Below are 24,752 nucleotides of genomic sequence, written 5' to 3' on the forward strand. Positions count from 1 at the left end.
TCACTGAACAATAGTCATTTCCTTCGCATATGCTAGTATTTCTTCTTTTGTCAAATCAGGGTTTTCAGTAAGAATGCTGTATTGGTAGCCATTTTCATTCCAACTAATAACGAAGCGATCTCCTAATTCCATATAAGTCCCTTCTTGACCTCGTACTTGTATATCTTCTTCATTCGCAAGACTACCACCAAACGTTTCATAATTACTCACAACTTTAAACACTGACACTGAAAATGCAGGTTGCTCCTCTTTTTCATATTCAAATGAAAATTCTGGACGTTCTTCTACTTTCATATCTAGTATCGTTGATAGAGTCACCCCATCTTTTTCAGGTAGTATTAAAAAATTACCAAGCTGTTTTTTCACCTCATCCATTGTCGTAGATGTCGTTTGATCTTGCGTATCAATTTGCTCGATTGTTGCACCTTCTGGTATATCATAAGCAAACAATGCATCATCTATTTTCTTATTCACTTCAAGCTTCGTGTACTGTTGTTGCGTTACAATACCAGCGTTCGTCGTAATAGTTTTTAACGTTAACCACGTTTTTTTATCAATCCACACTTCAATGTCGCCTAGTAGTGTATTCTTTTTTTGTGCTTTTGCCGTAATATGATAAGCATCTCTTCCAGCAATTTTTTCTTCACCCGCTATGGCAATGTCATGGGAATCCTTTACTAAGTTTAATAAGACTTGGGCATTATCTTTTGCCGATCTTCCCATTAACTCTTCTAATTCTCCATTTTCAAATGTCATAATGGACGCTTTGTTTTCTTTTTTACTAAAAGTAATAACTTGCTTACCATCATTAACTGCAATTACATAATCTTCATCGACTGACATTTCAATTCGGCGTTTACCATCCTTCATCCACTCTTTCACGGTAGCGCCCTCAGTTTCATCTATATCCATAGTATATTCACCATAATAGCTTTCTAGCTCTTTTGTTTCCTGTAAAGCCTGGTCGATTATCTCCTGTGGCGAATAAGATGCCTCTGAATTGCAGCCAACTAAACTAATCGTTAGGAATGCAATCATTCCGCCTACACATAATGTTCTTTTCCATTTCATTCCTTATCTGCTCCTTTGTATGGCGGTAACCAGCAGAGCACTGCTGTCCCAACACCTTGTTGTGATACCATATTTACGGTTCCACCATGTTTTTCAATAATTTGTTTTGCTATGCTAAGACCAAGCCCAGTTCCTCGTTGTCCTGTCTTTGTTCTGGCATGATCGGATTGATACATTGGTTCAAATAATTGATTGATTTCTTGTTCACATACACCTTCCCCACTATTTTGCACAACTAAATACATTCCTTTCGTTTGGGAAAGCGCTGCATTGACAAAGTCAAAGCCCCAATCAAGTTTACGATTACTAATAGCCGCTAAACCAATCGTAGTGCCAGATGTTCCAAAATGTGTCGCATTGCTCATTAAGTTATCGATCACACGTTGCATTTGTGAAGGATGAACAGCATATGCCCCCTCAACATCACATAATGTATGTAGCGAAAATCCTTTTCTTTGACAAAGTGGTTCATATTCTGAAATCGCCATATCAAAAAATTCCTGTCCTTCTACTTGAACAAGTGATACATCGTAGCTTGTAGATTGAAGCAATGTATACATTAGTAAATCTTCTAGCATGTCCTTCATATCCACTGCCTTCGTTAGTATAACAGCTTGATATTCCTCCTTTATGTGAGAAGAGAGTGAAGGGTTTTGTAAACTTTCAGCATATGCTTGTATCGAGGTTAAAGGTGTTTTTAAATCATGTGAAATACTGGCAATCATCAGCTCTTTTTGTTGCTGTTCTTCTTTTAAATGTGCACGTGCTGTTTCAATTTCACTTTGCATACTTATGAAAGTCTTTGCAAGTTCACCAATTTCATCTTTTCTTGCAGCAATAACAGATTCAACATGTTTTCCTTTACCAAACGCATGCATTTGTTCCATTAACTTTTGTAAAGGCCGATTCAATTTACGATTAAGCAATAAAATTACTGTCACATAAATTGCTAAAAATAGTGTTATCGTGCTAGCAATAACAAGCCACGAACGCCTCTCTACAGCTTGGACCCAGTCCTTCCTCACTAATTGAATTTCATAAAATCCAACTAGATCACCTTTTTGATAAATAGGTTCTTTGTACGTAAACGCATTGTATTTTTGCTGTAATTCAAATAAGTTTTTCATAATAAGTTCCCTTGAAACAAAACCAGAATGTAAAGGATTTGAAGAATAATAAACAAAACCAGATTTCGCATACAGCGTAATAGCAAGTTGATCGCTCGTAAGTGCTTTCACCTCTTGCAAATCGGCATTTTTTCTATATAACAATGGGTCGTTAAGAACCGATTTTACACGATTTAGTTCAGTCCATTTTTCCATATACTCTGCAAAGCTTTTATCATGGTAATATGCGTTTACCCACATATATAAGCCATATGCCCCGCCAATCGGTACAATCATAACGATAAAAAACATGGTTAGTAGCCAAGTTTTAATTTTCATAACCGTTCTCCAATAAAGCGATAGCCCTTGCCCCAAACTGTTTGAATATAATGTGGGCTTTTAACAGGATCCTGTAGTTTTTCCCGCAGTGCTTTAATATGGACTGTGACTGTATGTGTTTCATCTACACTGGCTTGCTGCCAAATATGCTGATATAGCTCTTCTTTGGAAAATGTTTGACCAGGGTTTTTCGCAAGTAGTTTTAAAAGAGCAAATTCTTTTTGTGTTAAGGTTAATTCTTTATTTTGCAGTGTCGTTATTTCTTTTTGCCAGTCAATTACTAAACCAAAATCAAATGTTGCTACGTGATCTGTCATTTCTATTTTCTTAAAGCGTTGCCATCGACGTAGATGGGAAGCAACACGTGCCTTTAATTCTGCTAAGCTAAATGGCTTTGCTAAGTAATCATCCGCTCCTTGTAACCCTTCAACCTTATCAGCTTCTTCTTTACGAGCGCTCATCATAAGGATTGGCACATCACTTTCCCAGCGAATATTTTGACATACGGTTAGGCCATCCATTTCAGGTAGCATCCAATCGACTAATACTAAATCAAATGATTGTGCTTGAAAATCTGCTAGACCTTCTAAACCAGTTGTCGCCCAAGTGACTTCATATCCTTCTTGTTCAAGCGTATCTTTTACAATGCGTCCTATTGCGGGATCATCTTCAATAAGTAATAGCTTTTCACTCATCTGTTTTCCTCCTGTATTAACATTACTACGGATTGTTGCATTTCCTTTGAACTTTATACTTTCTTTATAATTACCTTAGATGGACTTACCTGTATTAACAAGGGCAAATCAAAAACGAAATAAAAAAAGAATGCACATCAATTGTGCATTCCTTCAATCTATTTTAGAAAAATAAGCTTAAGATAAAGTAAATTGTGGCTGCCATGACAGCTGAGATTGGCATTGTAATAACCCAAGTCGTCACAATTTTACGCGCCATCCCCCATTTAACACCTTTGACACGATGTGCAGTACCTACACCCATAATGGAAGATGAAATAACGTGTGTTGTCGAAACAGGCAAATGGATTAGCGTCGCACCGAAAATAATGGAAGCTGATGCTAAGTCTGCTGCTACACCATTAACTGGGCGGATTTTCATAATCTTACCACCCACTGTTTTAATAATTTTGTAACCACCTACTGATGTCCCAAGACCCATCGCACATGCAGCTGCAAAACGTACCCAAAACGGAATATCGTCTCCTTGGTGTAAACCACCTGCAATTAATGCAAGTGTAATAATCCCCATCGCCTTTTGCGCATCGTTTGTACCATGTGTAAATGATTGTAATGCCGCTGTACCGATTTGCACTGTACGGAATCCTTTATTCGTACGATATAAATTCATATCTTTAAAGACTACTTTAAATATTGACATCATTAAAAAACCAGCAGCAAACGCAAGTAATGGTGAGAAAATAAGCGCTTGAAGTATTTTAATGAAACCTGCGTAATTTAGAATATCAAAGCCTGCTGCTGCAATTGCTGCCCCAGCTACAGAACCTATTAATGTATGAGAGGAACTTGATGGTATTCCGAAATACCACGTTAACAAGTTCCATGTAATCGCTGAAAGTAATGCTGCTAAAATAACAACTGAACCTGTAATATCACCGTCATAAGTATTTAAGGTGAAAGGGTCAACAATATCCTTCGTTAGCGCCTTTGCAACACCCACAAACGTAATAGCACCGATAAAGTTCATTACTGCAGCCATATAAACGGCCGTGCGGGGCTTTAATGCACGTGTTGATACAGATGTTGCAATCGCATTAGCTGTATCATGGAAGCCGTTAATGAAATCGAATATAAGTGCGAACATAACGACTAATATTGTTATCAGTAATATCGTATCCATTATTTAGTACACTCCATCTTACGCATTTCGCATAATTATTGTTTCAATTGTATTTGCTACTGTTTGGCAGCAATCTGCAATATCTTCGAATTGTTCATAAATATCTTTGAATACGATAAGACGCATTGGGTCTTTTTCTTGAATAAATAATTGCTTCATAGAAGAACGGAAAATCTCATCACATTCACGTTCATAATCTTTAATTTGAATTGCATGTTTACGCATTTCAACAAGCTTTTTATTATTTAACAGTTCCATTGCTTGTACCATTTCATCTGTACTTTTCGCAATATAAGTAAGAAATTGGCGCATTGGCTCTGTTACTTCTGTTAAGTTATACATATTAAAATGAGCAATACAACCTTCCATCCCATCGATTACGTCATCTAATTTATTTGCTAATGCTAAAATATCTTCACGTTCAATCGGTGTCATAAATGATTTATTAAGCATGACGATAAGCTCATGAATTAATTTGTCACCGCTTGTTTCATATTGTTTCATTGTATCGGCAATTTCTTTCAATGCATCAATATTATCTTGAATACGCGCATTATGTGCGTAGTAAATGCCTTCTTTCACATTTTGAGAGATTTTTAATAATGCCTGGAAAAATGGATCTTGCTTGCTTGAGTTGAACATTATGTTCCTCCTGTTGATTAAATATTGTCGATTGCTGCAACCATCATAACAAAACCTTTACATAATTCTACATAACTTTAAAGATAAATAAATTGAATTTACAATAATGTAATATAAAAATCGCCACATTTACTTCCAATAGGCTTTAACAAGTTACAAACGTTGGAAATCTTCTAACAAAAACGTGTTTTTTGCTGTGAAATGTAACGTTTTTTCTTTCATTTTTATAAAAATACTTGAAAAAACTTTTTTCTTTTTATTTTTAAATGTAAAGGAATTGTAAAGGTTCTTTTCACAAAAACTACAAACCCCATTGTTATTTTTAGCCATTCACAGTACGCTTACAAGATAGCAATGATATCATAAGGATGTGTACTACTTTATATGGATATTAATTTACTCTCACTCGGAACATTATTAGTTTTTGGCTTTATCGCATCCTTTTTGAATGCAATTGTCGGTGGTGGCGGATTGATTTCTCTACCAGCATTAATGGCAGTTGGCTTACCTCCTAGCACAGCAATAGCAACAAACAAACTGGCGAATACCATTAGTAATGGAACAAGCATGCTAACATTTTTACGAGCAGGTAAAGTCGACTTTAAAAAAATAGGTAAAATCTTACCCTTTATTTTTGTTGGCTCACTAATTGGCGCATACACCGTACACCTCGTGTCTCCGTCCATTTTAAAGCCACTTATGCTTGTTATGCTCGTACTTGTAGCTACTTATACAATTTTAAAAGAAGATTGGGGACAACAACCTCATCAACGCATTTTAAGTATTGGGAAAAAACTTGGGTTCCTTTGTGCTTTTGCTGCAATCGGTTTTTACGACGGATTTTTCGGTCCAGGAACAGGTTCTTTTTTCATCTTTATCTTATTAATGATGGGTAATGACTTCTTACAAGCTGCAGGTAATGCAAAAGCATTTAATTTCACTTCAAATTTAGCAGCTCTTGCAATGTTTTTAGTATTAGGACAAGTTAATTTTCTGTACGGTTTACCAATGGGCTTCGTGATGATTTTCGGCGCCATTTTAGGTTCTAAATTTGCGTTAACTCGAGGTACGAAATTAATGCGAATTATTTTTATTCTTATGACTTGTATCTTAATTGTGAAAAATGCATGGGATTATATTGGCGCACATTAATTAAGCAGGCAGCAATAATTATTGCCGCCTGCTTTTTATTTGAATTTTCAATCAATTGACATTAATCGCTAGCGTGCTATAATACTTTTGGGCTTCACCGCATTGAAGCGAAAAAGTATTTTGTAGGAGGATTCATATGTTTCGAATTGAAGCAAAAAGTAACCCTCGATTTTTTGAGGCTTGCTTCATTACACTTTTAATTATTGCTACAATGGCAATTAGTATTGGCTATTTAAAGGCAACACCGCATATTCCGATTGTTTTAGTTATTTCGATTTTAATTGCCTATGGTCTTCTAAAAAAAGTTCCGTTTCGTGAGCTTGAGTCTGGGATGATTGCAGGCGCTAGCGCTGGTTTAGGTGCAGTCTTTATTTTCTTCTTTATCGGTATTTTAATTTCCAGTTGGATTATGGGTGGTACGATTCCAACACTCATTTACTACGGCTTTTTAACTGTATCACCTAGCTTTTTCTTTGCAATCGTTTTTCTAATTTGTAGCATAGTCGGTATTTCAGTTGGTAGTTCACTAACAACCGTTGCAACAGTTGGGGTAGCCTTTATGGGAATTGCGGGTGCGATGGATATTTCATTAGCAATAACAGCTGGTGCAATCGTTTCAGGCGCCTTTTTCGGAGATAAAATGTCACCACTATCCGATACTACTAATCTAGCATCCGGTACGGTAGGCGTAGACCTTTTTGAGCATATAAAAAATATGGGTTGGACGACAATTCCCGCCTTCATTATTTCATTTGTTCTGTATGCCTTGTTATCACCATCTAGCGCCAATACTTCTTTTGAAACGGTTGAACAATTTAAAGTAGGGTTACTTTCTACAGGTCTAATTCATTGGTATACATTACTACCAATCGTTGTGCTTATCATTATGACATTATATAAAGCTCCTGCACTTATTACACTTGCAGTTGTCTCTATCGTTGGTGTTGGGCTTGCTTACATTCAAGAACCACTTGCATTATCTCATGTATTCGAAATGCTTTTTAATGGTTATGTTTCTGATACGGGGAATGAGGAAGTAGATGCACTGCTTACACGTGGCGGTATGAATAGTATGCTATTTACCATTGCGCTCGTTTTACTAGCATTAACAATGGGTGGACTTCTATTTACGCTCGGTATTATTCAAAGTATTTTAGCAAAAGTTGAAAGTTTATTTACAAGTGCTGGCTCAGTAATTACTGGTGCAGCTCTTACTGGGATTGGCGTCAATACATTAATCGGTGAGCAGTACTTATCCATTTTACTAACAGGTGAGGCTTTTAAAGCTCAGTTCGCAAAGGTCGGACTTGCGCCAAAAAATCTATCACGAGTAATGGAGGATGCTGGTACTGTTGTCAATCCACTTGTGCCTTGGAGTGTATGTGGTATTTTTATCGCTAGTGTACTAGATATCTCCACGACAACTTATCTTCCATTCACCTTCTTCTGTTTACTTGGTCCAATTTTAACCGTACTATTTGGCTGGAGCGGCAAAACGTTAACAAAGCTTGAAAAATTAGATTAGCATTAATAAATCTGCTAGCATTCTACGTTATTACTCGTAGATTACTAGCAGATTTTTTTCTATTACATCATTCCAAATTGGAATCAAAACATCCACTTTTTCGCATTTCTGATTTATAAAACGCTTTGATATGCTAAAAACAAAGGAGATGAATTAACGATGACAACAAAATGGAATGCAAATCTATACGATCAAAAGCATGACTTTGTCTCAAAATTCGGGGAAAGTTTAGTGGACTTACTTGCACCACAAAAACATGAACATATTTTAGATGTTGGCTGTGGAACTGGAGATTTAGCAAATGAAATTGCACTTGCTGGGGCTGTCGTTTTAGGCATTGATGCTTCAAATGACATGATTAACAGTGCTCAGCAAAAATTCCCGACGATTACGTTTGATACACAGGATGCAGCGACGATGGACTATTCACATCAGTTTGACGCAGTATTTTCAAATGCTGCACTACATTGGATGAAACAACAGGAAAAAGTTATCGACAATATTTACCGAGCCCTGAAACAACACGGACGTTTTGTTGCTGAAATGGGTGGTCAAGGGAATATCGCTTCAATCGTCGGGGCACTTAGACAAAGTATGGAAGAACTTCAGCTTCCATATGAGGAGCAATATTTCCCATGGTATTTTCCTGCGTCAGAGGAATATCAATCAATGCTAGAAAATGTCGGCTTTACTGTTCAACTGATTACTTTATATGAACGACCGACCCCACTTCAAGGTGACGATGGCTTACGCAATTGGTTAGTCATGTTTAGCAATAATATCCTTCAGCAATTAAATGACGATGAAAAGGAGCTAGTTTACGCTAAATGTGAAGAATTATTAAAGCCAACATATTATCAAGACAAACAATGGATTGCCGATTATTGGCGATTACGTTTTGTTGCGACGAAATGCTAAAAATACACGGGGCGGTGACGCAGCTTAAGACGTAACAGACTACTGTAAACCTAGTTAAATCGCCAGCAAAGTCCCGTGAATCGCCACAAAGACATGCGATTTCGCCATAAACCTATGGAGAGCATCCGTCGTTGAAGCAAAAAAGTGTTAGATTGACTGTAATCAATCTACCACTTTTGCTCATTGTCTCCGCCTCGTATTATGAACGAGGCCATAACATTACCATGACCCCTACTATACAAATGCCAGCACCAATTAAATCTAACATATCTGGCTTTTGCTTATCTATTCCCCAGCCCCACAATACGGAAAGCACAATAAAGACGCCTCCATATGCTGCATAGACTCTACCGAAAGTTGGGAATGATTGAAAGGTTGCAACGACGCCATATAATGCTAATGCAATCCCACCAAAAATGCCCCAATAAAATGGTTTACCTTCCCTTAACCAAAGCCAAATTAAATAGCCCCCTCCAATTTCGCCAATGCCTGCTACGATAAATAATATAATTGCGTAAATCATGTTTTCTCACTTTCTTCTAATATTATTTGAGATACCGCTATGTAAAAATTCTACTATGTTTCATGCAAGACAGAACCCCATTGGGTACAAGGAGATGCCTGCTTCAACATCACCTCATGAAGCGCCCCAATATGTAATCGTGTCCGTTACACCAATAATGATTAAAATAATACCTGCTACGATTTGTATTACCCTTCCCATTTTCATACTTGTTTTCATAATAAAACGTTTTGTATCAAACAAATGGATAAGTGTCAACATTAAGATTAATGGCAATGAAGTCGCAACGCCGAAAATCGCAGGCAAAATAAAGCCATATGAAGTTGTAACAACTGTCGGCATGAGCCAAACGAAGAAGAGCACAAACATCGTTGGACAAAAGGCAATGGCAAAACAAGCCCCCATTATAAATGAACCAAGCTTTCCTTCTTTCAATACAAGTGGGATACGTGTTGCCATTTGATTCAGCCATTTTAATTTTAAAATACCAATTAGGACAAGGCCAGTCAACAACATAATTGGCCCGATCACCTTTCGAAAAATTGGAAAATAGCTAGTCATTGACGTTTCAAATGATTGACCAAATAGCCACGCAAATAATCCGATTAAACTAAACACAACGACCTTACCGATGATAAAAAATATTACTTCCCCAAAATTATTTTTCATTTGAATCGTGCGATTACCATAGAAAGTAATAGCACTCATATTGCCAGTTAATTGACAAGGTGCAAGTGCGCCTACTAACCCTAAAAGTAACGCTATTATGAGTGGAGAATGTTCATAGGAGTTTAAAAATAAAGTAATTGGTCCACTTACGATACGACTAATTTCAGACATCAAACTATACATGCTACTATCACCTTCAATCCTCGTAATGACCTGCACAACGGTCAGTCATCACCTTTTATTATAGATGTCATAACAAACAGCCAAAAATGCTTCTATATCTACAGTAACGTATTTAGCTAAAAAATAAGTGTTTGACACAATATGTGAAAACTCTTTTATCGAATAACTATGAAGCAATTGCCCATGATAGGCAGCTTCGATAACACTTTTCGGTAAAAAGGCTATACCTAAGCCTTGCTTCACAAAGTTTTTTATGACTTCGGTTTGATTAAGCTGCATGCTTTTATAGCTTGGCAATTGCTGAAGTACTTGCTGTACCTCCTGCCAATATGGTGCATATTCATGGGTTAAAATCGTTTCTTGCTGTAGAAGCGTCATTGGATCAGTAAATTTTTTTCCTATCGGTACGATTAGTTGGAGTGGCTCTTGAGCAAGCATTTCCATATGGATAGCACGTGTGGATGTTAATTTCGATATACCTATATCGACAGCTCCAGCATACACCGCTTCTCCAATTTCATTGGATTTTAACAGTTCTATTGAAAGCTGAATGCTAGGTTTTTGTTGTTGAAAATGATCAATAATAGCGGGTAATGTTGAATTCGCAATTTGCGGTGCTACGCCAATTGTTAAATGTGAAGTAAAACCGCTTTTCAAAGACTGTGTACTATGTAATGCTTCATCAATGGTTGCTACCACTTTTTCAGCATGCCGTAAAAAGTGTGCCCCAATGTAATTTAGTTTTACCTGTTTTGTTTGCCGTTCAAAAAGCGATAATTGCAATTCCTTTTCTAGATGCTGAATATGTTTCGTTACTGTAGATTGGGTAATAAAGCGTATTTCTGCTGTCTCACGAAAATTTTCAGTTTTCGCTGCAACGATAAACGTACGTAACCATTCTGTTTCCATAGACAATGCCTCTTCTAGTTTTTGATTTATTATAACGAAATTGTATTGTAACTTGAAGGATAAAGGGGAGACCATATGTCAAATAAGGCACTCCCCTTCTAAATACGAATATTAAGTCATTTTAAAAATTGCTTCAATACATCTATTTGTTGAATTGCTTGCTCGTAGCCCATGTCGTAATTTTTACGCATTTGCATTGTATCTTTCTCAAAACTATTGAGCGCTTGTGTTGGGCGGAATATAAATGCTTTTCCTTGCGCCTCCAACTGCTCACAATATTCAAGTGAAGCGTTATAATGGTCTGCACGTTTTTGCATGCTTTTCACCAAATTAGGATAACGTTTCGCTAATAGTTTCATAGCCCACTTGCTTTGACGATCCATTTGTTTTCGATAGCCTTTAGGCCGAGTTAACACAAGTACATGTTTTTTAAAACCGTTTTCGACACCATGCATTATCGGAATAGGCTCTGCTAAACCACCATCGTAATATGGCGTATTATTTAGTTTGATTTCTGGAAAAAGGATAGGTATAGCACATGTTGCACGCAACATCATACATTGTCGATCCATTTCTCTTGCATCCATATACTCAACTTGCCCTGTTGCTGCATTCGTTACACCAAACAGTAATTTCCCATCATATTGCTTGTACGTATCCCAATCAAAAATATCTAACTCATTCGGAATCACATTATAGGCAAAGTCTAAGCCAAATAAGCTCTTTTCCTTCAGGAAATTTTTCAAGCCCATATAACGCTTATCGTGACGGTAATCCATTAATACACGTAAAGAACGTTCCTTTTGCTGTGACACATAGGAGCAAGCATTGATAGCACCTGCTGAAATACCTACAACATAGGGCATCATAATATCATGCTCTAAAAAAGCATCGAGTACACCAGATGTAAACAATGTACGAAACGTTCCACCTTCCAATATTAAACTTGAATCCTCCACATTCACTTGTAGCATGCAATCACTCTTTCACTCTATTGTTCCTTTTAGTTTACCGCAATAAGCGTAGACTTTCTTATTTATTTTCAAGTATTATTTCGCGGCCTTGCCATTCTTATTCTAGAGGTTCTGCTAAGTTTATCTGCGATTCCCTCAGGTTTACCCGCGATTCGTGCTACTTTATCAGCGATTTCCTCTGATTTACCCGCGATTTGAGCTACTTTATCCGCGATTCTTGCGGGTTTACCCGCGATTACTGCATTCAACGACTACAAAAAAAGACTATAGACAATCTCGTACTTTTCGAGTTTGTCTATAGTCTGCGAAGAGCCTATTAAAAGGAACTTCCTTCTTTACGCCATTTTGCCGACAACTTTTACTTTTAATCTCGTGGCGTTTTCTGGATGATAAGCAAGTGGCGTTTCTTCCACTTCTACTAATTCAATCGTCTCTGGAAGTGCTCCAGCTAAAACCGCTTGCTTCACTGCTTTATTTTGTGCGTCTTTCAAGGACTCTTCACGTGGCTCTTTTGCATAAATGTAAATCTGTTCATATTGCCCGCTAATTTGAGCAATGGATGCGCCAATTGCATTGGCAACACTCCCATGTTCATTTTTAATAACGCTAGCGACCCCACGTAATGATTCAGGTACAATAATACTGCCCCCACCGACTAAAACGAGTTGCACATCCTCTGATGAAGTTTTCATTTTATCAATAGCCTGCTCAAGTAACGACGCCATTTCTTTTTGTACATCTTTGGCAAATGCTTCATCAAGATGAGCTACTAAACTACGATCTCCTATATTTGCAAGACCTAAGCGCACAGCAATATCTGTTGTTGTAAGCGTGTCGCCTCCAAAGACAAGTGCTTCTTGGCTAATTTTATAGCCTACACTATCAGGGCCAACCGTAATCTTGCCATCATTAACACGAACGATACTACCTCCGCCTAGTCCAACCGAAATAATATCGGGCATTCTAAAGTTTGTGCGGATATCCCCTACTTCTACAGCGACAGACGATTCTCTTGGAAAACCATCCTGTAGGACACCAATATCAGAAGTTGTTCCACCAACATCCAACACCATCGTATCTTTAATTTGTGATAAATACGATGCACCGCGAATACTGTTCGTCGGTCCACAAGCAATTGTTAGTATAGGGAATTGTTTTGCATAATCAATCGACATTAACGTTCCATCATTTTGACATAAATATACTTCCGCATTAAATATACCCTCTGTTTGCAATGCATGAACGAAGCCTTGTGTTGTTGTTTCAATTACTTTGCAAAGAGCTGCGTTTAGGATTGTTGCATTTTCACGTTCAATTAATCCCACTGAACCTATTAAGGAAGAACAAGAAATAGGAAACTCGTCGCCATACACTTGTTGAATAATATTACGAACCTTCAATTCTTGATCATTTTTAATAGAAGAAAAGACCCCAACGATAGCGATAGACTCTACTTCTTGTCGCCAGCCCTCTAATAGCGATCGTATTTCATTTTCGTCAAGCTGACTTAATACTTGCCCGTCATATTCGTAGCCACCATGTACTAAAGCATAATTCCCTGATAGGTTGTCCACCATATCTTGCGGCCAAGCAGTATATGGCAATACTGATGCTGTTGCTGGATAGCCAAGACGAATAACACCTACTTTTGCTAGTTTTTTACGCTCTACAATTGCATTCGTACATTGTGTTGTGCCTAGCATGGCATGGCTAATTTGCGTTTTATCAATGGCTAAGTCTTGCAATAAATTTCGTAAAGACGTTTCAATCCCCGTTTTAATATCTAAGCTAGTTGGTGATTTCACACTATGAATTAGCTTATTATTGTTATCTAAAAGGATAGCATCTGTATTTGTTCCACCTACATCAATTCCGATTTTATACATGTTCAGCTGCCCCCTTTTTGACGATTTCCTCGATTGGCTCATAATCATAATCATAGCCAAAGTATTTTGGACCTGCTGTTTCGATCCCTTTTGCCGTGCGCCATTTTTCATTAGCAGGCAGGCCAATAACACGTACACGTTTGCCATATTTCAAACTTTCTGTTGTGACAGGTAATAATGTTTCGTAATCTACTAAACAAATTAAATCTGGCGTCATCGCAACAACTTGCTCATTTTTTTCTGCTAGCAGGTTTTCATTTTGGAAATGGACTTTCATCTGTTCATCTTTATTGACATCAATGCCTTCAAGATTCATCTTCCCAAGATTAAAGCCGCCCTTCGTTTCTCGAATAACATCTACGATTTTACCTTGGAATAATTCGAAGCCTGAAACAAGGTTCAGCAATTCTTGTAACTTGTCATTTACTTCTTTATTTTTTGACGCTATGATTTCTCCAATTTTTTCTGAAAGTGTAATAATATGATGTACACCACTGTTCTTCATTTGTGCACCAGTTGTAGGATACAAGCTCACTAAAGCACTGGCGCCCATTTCTACTGTCGCCGTACGAGCTAGTCGTTCTGTCCATTTATTATCAATCGTTTCAAAAATACCTATATTGCCTTTTTCATCAGTAATCGCCATCGGTGTTGCTGATATCCCATCTAAATGGAATGTCACCATCTGCAATTCTGGGAAGGCACGTCCCATGCCATCACAATCAATAAGTGGTAAGCCAAGCTGGGCAGCTACTACAATCGGAATCATTGAGTTCACGCCACCAGCTTCCATTGGATACGTACCTGCAATTTTCTCTTTCCCTAAATATTGAGCAAGCTTTTGGAAAACTTTCACGAATTCATCGCCACGCGGAAACTTCTCAACTAAAACAGAAGGCGCCCCCATCATTGCAGCAGGAATAAAAAAGTCTTCATCTGCTATTTCATCAACTGAATACAATTTGACAGGCCCATTTTTTTCAATTGCAGAAAGTGCCATAAGCTTCCCGATGTAAGGATCTCCGCCTCCTCCTGTACCTAAAAATGCTGCGCCAATTGCAATATTTTCAATTGCCTCTTTATCTAAATATCTCATCTATTTTCCTCCAATAGTATCGATTTTTGTACAGTTACCCGATGCCCTATATAATAAATAACAAACGAAATGACAATCCCGATTAAAGGCTGGTTAGGTATTTGAGGCAACTCAGGGAATAACGATAAAACAACTGGCGCACTGGCAATAATTGCGCCTGCTAACCATGAAAATACACCTAAACGATTGACCCCTTCTACCTCATGCCAACTATTTTTATTACCTTTATTCATAAACCAGTATGAAGCAATCATTACGCCCGCTACTGGTGGTATCATCGCCGATAATATTGACATAATTGGTGTAAAGTAATTAAGTATCCCGACTACAGCCAGTAGTGTTCCAACTGTTCCAGCAATTCCAATTGCCACTTTTTCTTTTTCCTTTGAGACATTAAAGACATTAATTAGAGCAATTCCTCCTGAAATGGCATTGACCAAATTCGTTTTCCATGTTGCTAAAATTAACGCCACACCGCCAATAAATGGTGTTGCAATATTTAAAAAGACGGCCGTAATATCACTTGTTTGATAAGCAATTGTTAATACAGCCCCTACACCAATCATTAAAATGCCTGCAGGGATAATGCCGAATGTTGCTGCTTTAAAAACATCAGCTCGTTTTTTGGAAAATTGCGAATAATCACCTGCTATAACGGCTCCTAAAGCAAATGAACCAATCGTTACAGCTAAGCCATCCATAAAGCTCATCGTTTGTGTCGGTTTGTAATCCAAAATGATTTGCAGATGGTCTCCACTCAATGTTTGTACTAAACCAACTATACAAATGACAACTAATAAAGGTACGGCAATATAACTTAATACACGTAGTACTTTCATTCCATAAATTGCTGAAATCACCATTACCAACCCACTAAGGAAAGAAGCGAATGGCGTTGGTATATTCACATTAAAATGCGCTAATAAATTCGCTAACGCTACCCCACACACATTGGCTTGAATACCAAACCAGCCTAAGCAGGCGATAGCTAATATAATCGACAAAATCGTGCGAGATCCCGTTTTACCAAACACATACCCTGCGACATGAACGGTTGGTTTTCCTAAATCACTGCTTTGCATACCTTGCAACACCATAATAATGACAACAATCGTATAGCCCACTAGTGCTACGGTAAGTGCCATCGGTAAAGTCATACTTGATATAAGCGTATTCCCTACTAGTAAACTCGGTATACAAATCATCGCACCAGCCCAAATAATACCCAAACTATACCAGGACTGTTCATTGCCTTCGTTTCTCATAATACTCCCTCCTTATACTTCCTTGTTTAATTGAATGAATCTAATTATAAGAGAGATGGTAATGGTTCGTCTTTTTCATAAATAAAAAAAATAATCTGAAATTTTGTCAATTCGAACAAAATTCCAGATTATTTTAATTATTTATTAAACGATAAAGCATACATGCCATATAAACATCGTAAAATTCCGAGTAAATCGTGACATCATTGCCAATTAATTCACTTATTTTTTTGATGCGATATTTGACTGTATTTTTATGGATAAATAAAATTTTACTACAATCATCAAAGCTTCCATTGGCATCTAATAAAAACGTCATCAATGTTTTTAACGACTCTTCATCATTTAATATTGGTTCAATGACTGACAAGTATTCTTCAATCATCTCTTCCCCTTGTTTACTTAAATCGATTGCCCGCTTCATGGATCTTATTTCAGCAGCCGTATACAATTTGCGCAATGGAAAAATGGCATGGACCTTGTTGCCGACTTGATTTACTAACTGATACATTTGTCTAACTGCTTTCGTATTTCTCATTTTCGGAGAATATACAACTTCATCTATTTGCGCATCGAAATTTGTCGTTTGAATAAAGTCGATAGCCATTTCAAATTCATTATATTTATATAAACAATTACCTAAGAGAACAATAATGCAATGATCAATACATTGAATTACTCTTGTTTTATAATATTTTGAAAGCTGTTCATCTAATTCATCTCGAATACTTTTTTCTTTCGTTAAATCATTAATCATTACTAACCACATCATCTGAACAGCAGAAACATCTATATGAAGCACATTGGCCAATCGTCGCATTTTATCGCTTTCATCATTAATAATCGCTTTGACTAACGCATACTCACTTACATCATCATGTTTGTCTCCCCATAGATTAATTGCTACTTGTACCACTTCACTAATTTTTTCAATCGTTTTTGCAGGTAATTTCGAATTCTCTTTAATAAGGAACAAATACAGAAGTTCGCCATTTTTTTGGTGAACACGTTTATATTCAATGACACAAGATATATCTTTATTTAAAAGGTCTAGCTCCCCCTTGTCTTGATTAACAAGACTTTGAGAAAATTCTTCAATTACTTTCGATACATCTAAAGACGAATTTCTTGGCCACATCACTTGGTTAACAATATTAAAATTCGTATTGGTTAGGACGATATTCGCTTTTAGACGATCAGATAACATTTTTAGCGTAATTTCAACGCTTCGTAAATGCTCTGGTAGTAAAGACACCTTTTCTAATGTTTCTTTAACGAAATGATCATTGACTGCCTGATTACTAATGATTGTTTCCATCACTTCAAAAATGACCTCATTATACCTTAATGAATAATCATTTTTGGGCATACAAATAATAATAAAATCTTGTGAATCTGCTAATTGTAGTACTTCCTTTGGGATTTCAGGTAAAACGATACCGACATAATATAATATTAAACCTAATTCTCCTAGGTCATGTAAATATTGAATGGTATCACATTGTTTTTCCACACTATCTCGAATGGAAAAAAAAGAGCTAATGACTAGTTCTTCCGCATACCACTCTTCTTGCACTGTTTGGACAATCTTCGAACAAAAATCTCCATCTGAAACTTCTAAAACAGATAAGGAGGAAACCGTTCGATTTAGATTATTTCGACCAGTTAATACTTCTGCTCCTCTAAATGATGGTAATTGCAGTAAATCGTTTACTGTTACTCCCATATTCCTTCACCACTACTTTGTTAAAAATTTACACTCTATGAATCAATACAGGCATCACAAAAGTCGATACCTTATGAAAAAGAGTATCACATTCGACACAATGTTTCAAAAATAGACATTTTTCAAGAAGTTCACACAAATTACACTATGTCACCATTTAAAAGTAGACGTCTTCCAATCGAAAAAATATCCATTAAAAGTTATTTAATGGTAGAATCATAAGTAAATTCAGAAAATAAGTGAGGAAAATGTCTATGTCAGAGGGAATAAAAATCCGTAATTCCATTGGTCATGATTTACGTAAAAGCATGCAAGCAGACTGTCAAAACTGTTTTGGCTTATGCTGTACCGCACTCAATATTGTAGCCTCTAGCGATTTTGCTATTCAAAAACAAGCTGGTTTACCATGTCCAAATCTGCAATCTAACTTTACCTGTCAAATTCATAGTGAGCTTAGAGACAAAGGTTTTAAAGGATGCACTGTATATGATTGTTTAGGAGCAGGGCAATGGGTTTCACAATCGACATTTCATGGTCAAGATTGGCGACGTACCCCTGAAATCGCGGATAACATGTTTCGTGTATTCCCTATTATGGAACAAGTCTATGAAATGATTGCCTATATAACAGAGGCAATGTCTTATGAAATCTCTCAGCTTCTAACCGATAAACTAAATGAGCAGTTACAGACGCTGCAACATTTATCCAAATTAGACGTAGAAGCATTATTATCTATCAATATCTCTCTTATTCGAATACCTATAAATGACTTACTGTTAGAGACAAGTGAACATATTCGTAATAAGCTTGTAATTACCACGTTAGGTAAAAAACATGGACGCAAGACTAGTCACCGTGGGGTTAATTGGATAGGTAAAAATTTAGAGGGGAAAGATTTAAGAGCAACGGATTTTCGTGGTGCCTATTTAATAGCTGCAAACATGCAAAATGCAGATTTAAGAGGAGTCGATTTTATCGGTGCAGATTTACGAGATGCCAATATAAGTGGTGCAAATCTTTCTACTGCGATGTTTTTAACGCAAATGCAAATCAATTCTACCGTAGGTAATTGCGAAACAAAACTACCTTATTATTTAAGGATACCGACACATTGGCACAATAAAAAATAAAGGACAGACTAGAAGAATCTACTTCAATCTGTCCCTTTTCGTTACTTCGCTTGCTTCTTTTTATAAAAAATCGTCGCTATTACTAGCACAAGCAAAATGGCTTGCCCTATGATTGTTTCAAGGGTTGGGTAGAAGCCAATAAAGCTAATAACTGGCAGACCGTCAACGATTGTCGTTGATACACTATCTCTAAGTTGCAATGTATGCAAGCTAACACCGATAATTTTAAATGCCAACACATAAATTAGCACTGTCGCCACGGCAAAAAGCTTATGAATGGCAATTTTACCACTTGCTTTAAATAAGATAATTGCTATGATGGCTAAAATGATAAGTGCCAAAATAATACCGAGTATAAATTGAGAAGTCGGCATTTTCGGTGCAATTCCAGCGTAGAAAACAAGCGTTTCTGCCCCTTCACGGAACACCGATAAAAAGCTGACAGATGCCATCGCAAATACAGATCCACTTGAAATGGCGTTGCCCATTTGTTTAGAAATATAACGGTTCCAGCTTGCGACACTTGATTTACTATGAAGCCAAATACCGACACCTATCATCATCGCAGCAGCAACAAGACCTACATAACCTTCCATCACTTCTCGGTTCGCATCGACCGTTGCTGAATTGAAAATCGTAGACATTAGAACGGCTGCTACTGCTGAAATTAATATCCCAGCTAATGCTCCTACATAAATCCATTTACGTAACGATTTTTGTCCAGATTTATTTAAAAATGACACTAATGCCAAAATAATTAGTAATGCCTCTAAGCCCTCACGCAGTAAAATTAATGCAGAATCCCAAATGGTATAATCTGAATTCCCTTGAATTAATTCAATTTCAGTACGGAATTGATCAAGCTTACTTTTAATGCCTTTGACATCAACCTTGGACTTTAATAGGTCGCTTACTAGAATCGGCATATCGCTTTCAATCTTTGTATAAAGACTGCCATTGCGAGTTGAAATTTCTATTTCCACACTTGGCCAAATTGTAATAAATTCACGTATTTTATCGGATGCAGCTTTGTAGTTTCCTTCATCAATTAAATCATTGGCTTCATCAATATATGCAATTAAAGAAGCTAAAGAATAGTCGCCCTCTACAACTTCTGCTGTATCCTTACCTGCTACAAAATTTTCGATTGTTTTTTTTAATTCTGTATATTGTGATTGCATCAAAGCCACATCAGGCTCTTCTGAAGAAATTGTTATACGTAAAAAGGCCATTTGCGTTTCAATTTGACCGTACATCGCAATACTTTGTTCACGAACTGGTCTTTCATTTTTATTCCATTTAATATTAAACTCTTTGTACGCAGCGTCAATCGTGGGAATATCACCAGTTGCCAGTGCTTGTTCAAACGTAGCCATAATTGGTTTCATTTTTGTGCCAAAGTCAGCACGTTGCTCTGATTCATCTACTGGATTTTCAAGCTTTTCTAGCGCACGTAAAGCATTTGAAAGTGCAGACAATGCCGTTAAACGCTCTTCTTTCGAAGAAGCTTTTACAGCTTGCTCTAGTACTTTATCGACCTCTCTTTTCGCTTCAGTCTGTTCCGATGCAACGGAAGACCAATCTGTTGCGAATTGTTCAAGTGCCCGCTGTGCTTCTGCATCCTTGTCTTGCTTTGTATTCATTAGCGCGTCACTAATTGAAATGTATAAGTGACTATAAGATTCAGCTGCCTGTACAGGGACCGTAAGTACCATTAATAAACATACGATCATACTACAGCGCATTAAAAAGTGCTTCACCTAAGTAACTCCCCTTTTGTACTCCAGGGAAGCAAGCAAACACTGCACTGCCTCGATGGGTAATGTATTCATTCATTTTATCCATTCGACCTAAACTATTTTGAATCGTTGTAAATTGCGCTGGATCTTTTTGGAAAGAGATAAACACTAGTCCTGCATCATGTGTACCTGTATTCGACATCACACCAGATGCGTATGAATAAGAACGGCGTAATATGCGAGCACCTGATTTACGTGCTAGATGGACATGTGATGTATCAGGCATAATATACTCGCCCTTGCTATCTTTTTCTTCTATATCGAAATCATCAAATTCCTTTGTTTTACCTAATGGGGCACCACTATCGCGATAGCGCCCAAACGTTGCTTCCTGATCCTTTAAAGATGTACGATCCCATGTTTCAAGATGCATTTGTACTTTCCGAGCAACTAAATAAGAGCCACCCTTTAACCAGCCTTTATCGACCCACACGACTTTATTTAAGTCTTGTTCATCCGAAATTGAAGGATTGACTGTACCATCCTTGAATGCGAATAAATTGCGAGGCGTACCTCCCGTTGCTGGGAATGAGTTAAACCCTGCTTGTGACCATTTAATTTCCACTTTACCTGAAGCAGCACGCACTAAATTGCGGACAGCATGGAATGCCACTTGTGGATCGTCTGCACATGCTTGAATACAAAGGTCTCCTCCTGTATATTCCTTTTGTAGCTGATCTTTTGGGAAATGTGGTAAATCAGCTAATTCTGCTGGTTTTAAATGAGCGATACCAAGCTTATCAAATAAAGATGGACCAACACCTATCGTAATTGATAAATTTGAAGCATCCAAGCCCTCTGCCTCTCCTGTATCACCTGTAGGCACTCTTGTATTGGTTGTTAAATCTACCATTAATTCGCCATTCATTAAACGAACAACAAGAGGTGTCCATTTTTTGAACAACTCTTGTAGCTCTTCTTTTGACGTTACAAGAACAGATAAAGAAGCAAAATAAATATTTTTTTGAACGGGGGTCGTTATGCCAGCCTGATGCTTACCATAAAAGTTAACTTTATTCTTTGCAGTAGTGCTATCTGCGACAGGCTCGAAAACATCATAGCCCATCGCTTTCATTACCCCACCAAAGCCAGAAGCACCAATAGCAATACCAGCCACACCCATGCCTGTTAGCTTTAACATATCGCGGCGAGATATTTTTTTATTGACCCATTTATCATCTTTTGACGATGTCATTCTATATCACTCCAAAATAATGCCCATTTGACTTAGTGGTTCACCTAACTGGTTCACCGCAGCTGCAAGTGCTTTTGTATTTTCTTCTGTTAATTCTTCGTAAGAAATATAGCCACCATCAGTTGTGGCATGTTGAGCTAATAAATCGTCTACCGCTTTGAATTTTTCATCTAACGTAGTGACTAAATCTTTGTCTTTAGCTTCTAATTTAGAACGAAGAATTTCAAAGATTTTTTCTGCACCTTCAATATTCGCTTTAAAATCATATAGGTCCGTATGTGAATAAATTTCTTCTTCTCCAGTAATTTTTGAAGTAGATACTTCGTTCAACAAATCAACAGCACCTGTAATCATTAAATCTGGCGTTACTTCTACTGTTTGAACGAGTGCATGTAATTCTTTCGCGTCAGCAAGTAGCTGGTCTGCCACCGCTTCATAGCCTTCTGTTTTATTTTCTACCCAAAGCGCATACTCAAGCTTATGGTAACCTGTCCATTCTTCTTTGCCTTTGCCCTCTTCTTCGATATCTGCTAAACGACCATCGATACGAGGGTCAAGATCACCGAAGCTTTCTGCGATTGGTTCAGATCGCTCAAAGTACATACGTGCTGGAGCATACGCTGCTTTCGCGCCTTCAATATCCCCTGCTTTGAATAGATTCACAAACTTTTCAGTATCTAGCAAAAATTGATCCATTTGCTCTAATGCAAATTGTTGATAGGCTGATAGTTCAGTAGATAAATCTACCGCTACAGCTTGTTCTGCTTGTTCTGTTGCTGGTTTCTCTTCTTTTTTTACTTCCTCTGAATTACCACAGCCCGCCATTAAAATGCCGCCTGCTACTAATACTGATAATAATGATTTATGTTTCATGCTAAATACCTACTTCCCGAATTAGTCTCTAACGTGAATGATAATCATTATCATATGTGATTGCAAGAAGTATTTTTAACTTAAGAAAAAAACGTCATTTTGCAGTTGAATTTTATTTCCAACTAGCAAAATAACGCCTTTTCTACAATATAATGATTCTAATCTACTAAATATTGACTTGTTTTATCTTTTCATCTTTTCCATATAAGAAATAATAAAGCACAATTGAAATAATAATAACTGCTACCATCGCTAAGAAAATGGCACTATACCCCATCGTCGGTACAAAAAATCCTAAGAAATAAGGCCCTATACCTAATCCTAAATCATATAAAATGAAATACGTCGAAGTTGCAAGTCCTAAACGTTCATTTGGTGTAACCTTAATAGCTATTGCTTGTGCGACTGAGTTGAAATTACCATAACCAATTCCAATAAAAGCTGCAGCTATTAAAAATACACCAGTGCTTGTTGCTGAGCTAAATGCATACATACCGATTGCAAATAACACAAGACAAGGATAAATAATAATATTGGCTCCTCTTGAGTCAAGTAATTTTCCAGTAAATGGTCGAGTAGCTAAAATTACGATGGCATAAACGATAAAGAAATAACTACCTGCTGTTACTAAATTGAGCTCTTTTGCGTAGAACGTCATAAACGACATAACACCTGAATACGCAAAGCCGATTACAAGCGCTACAAAAGCAATCGGTACTGCACGCATTTCGATAAAGTTAGATAGCTTAAAGCCTGCTTTCTCCCCAGCTGCTTTCATATTTTTTGGTGCACCTGGCACTTTCACAATAAAATACATCATAAAGCAAATAATTGCTAATACTGAATCTACCGCAAAAATCATTCGATAATCTTCAAATAACTGTGTTAATAATATGCCGATAAATGGACCAATTGCCGTTGCTAAAATAGCACTTAAGCTGTAATAGCCTATCCCTTCACCACGTCGTTCTGGTGGTAAAATTTGTGCAATAATTGTACCTGTTGCTGTACTTGCTATACCTAGCGCTATCCCCTGTACTAAACGATTCAGCATAAGGAATGGTAAATTTAAGGCGATAAAATAAGACATCGTAGATAACATAAATAATAATAATCCAACAAATAATGTTTTTTTACTGCCCCAATCCCCGATAATTCGACCTGTGCCAAGACGTCCAAAAAGCGTCCCGATAATAAAAATACTCGACACAAGCCCTGCTGTACTTGTTGATGCGTCAAATTTCTCCACCGCATAGCCAGCTATTGTTACCATCAATAAATAAAAAATTAACGTAATCGTAAAATTAATAAGTGAAACGATTAAAAAGTCTTTTGTCCATAGTTTCTGTCTAGTTGCTTCCACTTGTTTCCTCTCCTACTGATGAATGTTTTTACTTATGCTTGCTAAAACTCGAGAAGCAATTTCAATATCTTGTTTCGATACACCAGCTAATGCGTTTTCTAAAAATGGTTTTATATGCTCTTGGATTTCGTCCACGATTTTTTGACCATTTGGCGTTAATTGTACAACTTTTGCTCGCTTATCTTTTCCAGCTACCGTCTCCACATAACCTAGGTCTACTAGCTTTTGTACAAGCCTTGTTACACTTGGCTTTTCAATAGACATAAAGTTCGCAATTTCAACTAGTGAATGCGGACCTTTATCGACTAAGAAACGTAAAACGGCCCACTGAGAGCTATATAATTGATATTGTTCCAACTGCTTGTTGAGTTGATTCGTAAACGGTCGGTACATTAAACGAAATTCATTAAAAAATTGCTGTTCAATCGTCAAGATCATCACTCCTTAATTAGTTAGCCTAGCTAACTATATAACAAAACATAGCATTTGTCTAGGTTTAATTATGCTACATATCTATGTTTGACAAGTCTTTC

General features: G+C 37.1%; 22 protein-coding genes. 4 read left to right on the top strand and 18 right to left on the bottom strand.

All coding sequences use genetic code 11. The features are described from left to right. From JNUCC52_RS03885 to JNUCC52_RS03905, 5 genes are all read right to left on the bottom strand, one after another. Positions 1-1,071, bottom strand: coding sequence for a LolA family protein (locus JNUCC52_RS03885; protein ID WP_337981459.1), 1,071 nt, complete (start codon positions 1,069-1,071; stop codon positions 1-3). Then, on the bottom strand, positions 1,068-2,516 hold the full coding sequence (locus JNUCC52_RS03890; RefSeq protein WP_172771246.1) for a sensor histidine kinase: 1,449 nt from the start codon (positions 2,514-2,516) through the stop codon (positions 1,068-1,070). The genes JNUCC52_RS03885 and JNUCC52_RS03890 overlap by 4 nt, the downstream gene beginning before the upstream one ends. After that, the gene (locus tag JNUCC52_RS03895; protein ID WP_172771245.1) at positions 2,513-3,211 is read right to left on the bottom strand and encodes a response regulator transcription factor; all 699 of its coding nucleotides are present in this window, start codon (positions 3,209-3,211) and stop codon (positions 2,513-2,515) included. Before JNUCC52_RS03895 ends, JNUCC52_RS03890 begins: the two co-directional genes overlap by 4 nt. A gap of 163 nt (positions 3,212-3,374) precedes the next feature. After that, the gene (locus JNUCC52_RS03900) at positions 3,375-4,391 is read right to left on the bottom strand and encodes an inorganic phosphate transporter (RefSeq protein WP_172771244.1); all 1,017 of its coding nucleotides are present in this window, start codon (positions 4,389-4,391) and stop codon (positions 3,375-3,377) included. A gap of 18 nt (positions 4,392-4,409) precedes the next feature. After that, positions 4,410-5,033, bottom strand: coding sequence for a DUF47 domain-containing protein (locus tag JNUCC52_RS03905; RefSeq protein ID WP_172771243.1), 624 nt, complete (start codon positions 5,031-5,033; stop codon positions 4,410-4,412). A 384-nt stretch (positions 5,034-5,417) separates the two neighbouring features. Between JNUCC52_RS03905 and JNUCC52_RS03910 the strand changes: the two genes are divergently transcribed. The 3 genes from JNUCC52_RS03910 to JNUCC52_RS03920 all read left to right on the top strand — a co-directional run bounded on the left by JNUCC52_RS03910 (position 5,418) and on the right by JNUCC52_RS03920 (position 8,628). After that, positions 5,418-6,185 (top strand): sulfite exporter TauE/SafE family protein, encoded by a 768-nt coding sequence (locus tag JNUCC52_RS03910; protein ID WP_337981460.1) that lies wholly within the window; start codon positions 5,418-5,420, stop codon positions 6,183-6,185. Positions 6,186-6,321: 136 nt separating this feature from the next. After that, on the top strand, positions 6,322-7,710 hold the full coding sequence (gene nhaC / locus JNUCC52_RS03915; protein WP_337981461.1) for a Na+/H+ antiporter NhaC: 1,389 nt from the start codon (positions 6,322-6,324) through the stop codon (positions 7,708-7,710). 159 nt (positions 7,711-7,869) lie between these two features. Beyond that, positions 7,870-8,628: a class I SAM-dependent methyltransferase gene (locus JNUCC52_RS03920; protein WP_337981462.1), complete on the top strand. Its 759-nt coding sequence runs from the start codon at positions 7,870-7,872 to the stop codon at positions 8,626-8,628. 199 nt (positions 8,629-8,827) lie between these two features. Here JNUCC52_RS03920 and JNUCC52_RS03925 read toward each other — a convergent pair whose 3' ends face one another. The 8 genes from JNUCC52_RS03925 to JNUCC52_RS03960 form a co-directional block, all read right to left on the bottom strand. Beyond that, entirely contained in the window at positions 8,828-9,151 is a 324-nt protein-coding gene (locus JNUCC52_RS03925; RefSeq protein WP_172771240.1) for a YnfA family protein, read from the bottom strand. Between the two features lie 114 nt (positions 9,152-9,265). Then, the gene (locus tag JNUCC52_RS03930; RefSeq protein ID WP_337981463.1) at positions 9,266-10,003 is read right to left on the bottom strand and encodes an urease accessory protein UreH domain-containing protein; all 738 of its coding nucleotides are present in this window, start codon (positions 10,001-10,003) and stop codon (positions 9,266-9,268) included. A 48-nt stretch (positions 10,004-10,051) separates the two neighbouring features. Then, entirely contained in the window at positions 10,052-10,912 is an 861-nt protein-coding gene (locus tag JNUCC52_RS03935) for a LysR family transcriptional regulator (protein WP_337981464.1), read from the bottom strand. A 116-nt stretch (positions 10,913-11,028) separates the two neighbouring features. Next, the gene (locus JNUCC52_RS03940; RefSeq protein ID WP_337981465.1) at positions 11,029-11,886 is read right to left on the bottom strand and encodes a patatin-like phospholipase family protein; all 858 of its coding nucleotides are present in this window, start codon (positions 11,884-11,886) and stop codon (positions 11,029-11,031) included. A 335-nt stretch (positions 11,887-12,221) separates the two neighbouring features. Further along, entirely contained in the window at positions 12,222-13,772 is a 1,551-nt protein-coding gene (locus JNUCC52_RS03945) for a hydantoinase/oxoprolinase N-terminal domain-containing protein (protein ID WP_172771236.1), read from the bottom strand. After that, complete coding sequence (locus JNUCC52_RS03950; protein ID WP_337981466.1) at positions 13,765-14,868, bottom strand: S-methyl thiohydantoin desulfurase family protein; 1,104 nt, start codon at positions 14,866-14,868, stop codon at positions 13,765-13,767. The genes JNUCC52_RS03945 and JNUCC52_RS03950 overlap by 8 nt, the downstream gene beginning before the upstream one ends. Continuing rightward, on the bottom strand, positions 14,865-16,133 hold the full coding sequence (locus JNUCC52_RS03955; RefSeq protein ID WP_337981467.1) for a cytosine permease: 1,269 nt from the start codon (positions 16,131-16,133) through the stop codon (positions 14,865-14,867). Before JNUCC52_RS03955 ends, JNUCC52_RS03950 begins: the two co-directional genes overlap by 4 nt. Before the next feature lie 133 nt (positions 16,134-16,266). Beyond that, positions 16,267-17,859, bottom strand: a complete 1,593-nt coding sequence (locus JNUCC52_RS03960) for a PucR family transcriptional regulator (RefSeq protein ID WP_172771233.1) — start codon at positions 17,857-17,859, stop codon at positions 16,267-16,269. A gap of 254 nt (positions 17,860-18,113) precedes the next feature. On the opposite strand from JNUCC52_RS03960, the gene JNUCC52_RS03965 reads away from it, so the two are divergent. Continuing rightward, a complete protein-coding gene (locus JNUCC52_RS03965) occupies positions 18,114-18,989 on the top strand; it encodes a pentapeptide repeat-containing protein (protein WP_337981468.1) in 876 nt (291 codons plus the stop codon). 41 nt (positions 18,990-19,030) lie between these two features. Here JNUCC52_RS03965 and JNUCC52_RS03970 read toward each other — a convergent pair whose 3' ends face one another. The 5 genes from JNUCC52_RS03970 to JNUCC52_RS03990 form a co-directional block, all read right to left on the bottom strand. Then, positions 19,031-20,749, bottom strand: a complete 1,719-nt coding sequence (locus JNUCC52_RS03970) for an FTR1 family iron permease (RefSeq protein WP_337981469.1) — start codon at positions 20,747-20,749, stop codon at positions 19,031-19,033. Beyond that, positions 20,724-21,983, bottom strand: coding sequence for an iron uptake transporter deferrochelatase/peroxidase subunit (gene efeB / locus JNUCC52_RS03975; RefSeq protein ID WP_337981470.1), 1,260 nt, complete (start codon positions 21,981-21,983; stop codon positions 20,724-20,726). Before efeB ends, JNUCC52_RS03970 begins: the two co-directional genes overlap by 26 nt. A 6-nt stretch (positions 21,984-21,989) precedes the next feature. Then, on the bottom strand, positions 21,990-22,856 hold the full coding sequence (gene efeO, locus JNUCC52_RS03980; protein ID WP_172771229.1) for an iron uptake system protein EfeO: 867 nt from the start codon (positions 22,854-22,856) through the stop codon (positions 21,990-21,992). Between the two features lie 166 nt (positions 22,857-23,022). Then, a complete protein-coding gene (locus JNUCC52_RS03985) occupies positions 23,023-24,219 on the bottom strand; it encodes an MFS transporter (protein ID WP_172771228.1) in 1,197 nt (398 codons plus the stop codon). 12 nt (positions 24,220-24,231) lie between these two features. Further along, positions 24,232-24,651, bottom strand: a complete 420-nt coding sequence (locus JNUCC52_RS03990) for a MarR family winged helix-turn-helix transcriptional regulator (RefSeq protein WP_172771227.1) — start codon at positions 24,649-24,651, stop codon at positions 24,232-24,234. Positions 24,652-24,752 lie beyond the last annotated feature (101 nt).

It is taken from the genome of Lysinibacillus sp. JNUCC-52 (assembly GCF_015999545.1).
Lineage (GTDB): Bacteria > Bacillota > Bacilli > Bacillales_A > Planococcaceae > Lysinibacillus.

Excerpts from the sequence above, each read along its gene's own strand:
- JNUCC52_RS03950 (WP_337981466.1), bottom strand. The coding sequence starts at position 14,868 with ATGAGATATTTAGATAAAGAGGCAATTGAAAATATTGCAATTGGCGCA.
- JNUCC52_RS03965 (WP_337981468.1), top strand. The coding sequence starts at position 18,114 with ATGTCAGAGGGAATAAAAATCCGTAATTCCATTGGTCATGATTTACGT.
- JNUCC52_RS03930 (WP_337981463.1), bottom strand. The coding sequence starts at position 10,003 with ATGTATAGTTTGATGTCTGAAATTAGTCGTATCGTAAGTGGACCAATT.
- JNUCC52_RS03960 (WP_172771233.1), bottom strand. The coding sequence starts at position 17,859 with ATGGGAGTAACAGTAAACGATTTACTGCAATTACCATCATTTAGAGGA.
- JNUCC52_RS03920 (WP_337981462.1), top strand. The coding sequence starts at position 7,870 with ATGACAACAAAATGGAATGCAAATCTATACGATCAAAAGCATGACTTT.
- JNUCC52_RS03895 (WP_172771245.1), bottom strand. The coding sequence starts at position 3,211 with ATGAGTGAAAAGCTATTACTTATTGAAGATGATCCCGCAATAGGACGC.
- JNUCC52_RS03910 (WP_337981460.1), top strand. The coding sequence starts at position 5,418 with ATGGATATTAATTTACTCTCACTCGGAACATTATTAGTTTTTGGCTTT.
- JNUCC52_RS03940 (WP_337981465.1), bottom strand. The coding sequence starts at position 11,886 with ATGCTACAAGTGAATGTGGAGGATTCAAGTTTAATATTGGAAGGTGGA.
- efeO (WP_172771229.1), bottom strand. The coding sequence starts at position 22,856 with ATGAAACATAAATCATTATTATCAGTATTAGTAGCAGGCGGCATTTTA.
- JNUCC52_RS03945 (WP_172771236.1), bottom strand. The coding sequence starts at position 13,772 with ATGTATAAAATCGGAATTGATGTAGGTGGAACAAATACAGATGCTATC.
- nhaC (WP_337981461.1), top strand. The coding sequence starts at position 6,322 with ATGTTTCGAATTGAAGCAAAAAGTAACCCTCGATTTTTTGAGGCTTGC.
- JNUCC52_RS03955 (WP_337981467.1), bottom strand. The coding sequence starts at position 16,133 with ATGAGAAACGAAGGCAATGAACAGTCCTGGTATAGTTTGGGTATTATT.
- JNUCC52_RS03885 (WP_337981459.1), bottom strand. The coding sequence starts at position 1,071 with ATGAAATGGAAAAGAACATTATGTGTAGGCGGAATGATTGCATTCCTA.
- efeB (WP_337981470.1), bottom strand. The coding sequence starts at position 21,983 with ATGACATCGTCAAAAGATGATAAATGGGTCAATAAAAAAATATCTCGC.
- JNUCC52_RS03890 (WP_172771246.1), bottom strand. The coding sequence starts at position 2,516 with ATGAAAATTAAAACTTGGCTACTAACCATGTTTTTTATCGTTATGATT.
- JNUCC52_RS03925 (WP_172771240.1), bottom strand. The coding sequence starts at position 9,151 with ATGATTTACGCAATTATATTATTTATCGTAGCAGGCATTGGCGAAATT.
- JNUCC52_RS03905 (WP_172771243.1), bottom strand. The coding sequence starts at position 5,033 with ATGTTCAACTCAAGCAAGCAAGATCCATTTTTCCAGGCATTATTAAAA.
- JNUCC52_RS03900 (WP_172771244.1), bottom strand. The coding sequence starts at position 4,391 with ATGGATACGATATTACTGATAACAATATTAGTCGTTATGTTCGCACTT.
- JNUCC52_RS03935 (WP_337981464.1), bottom strand. The coding sequence starts at position 10,912 with ATGGAAACAGAATGGTTACGTACGTTTATCGTTGCAGCGAAAACTGAA.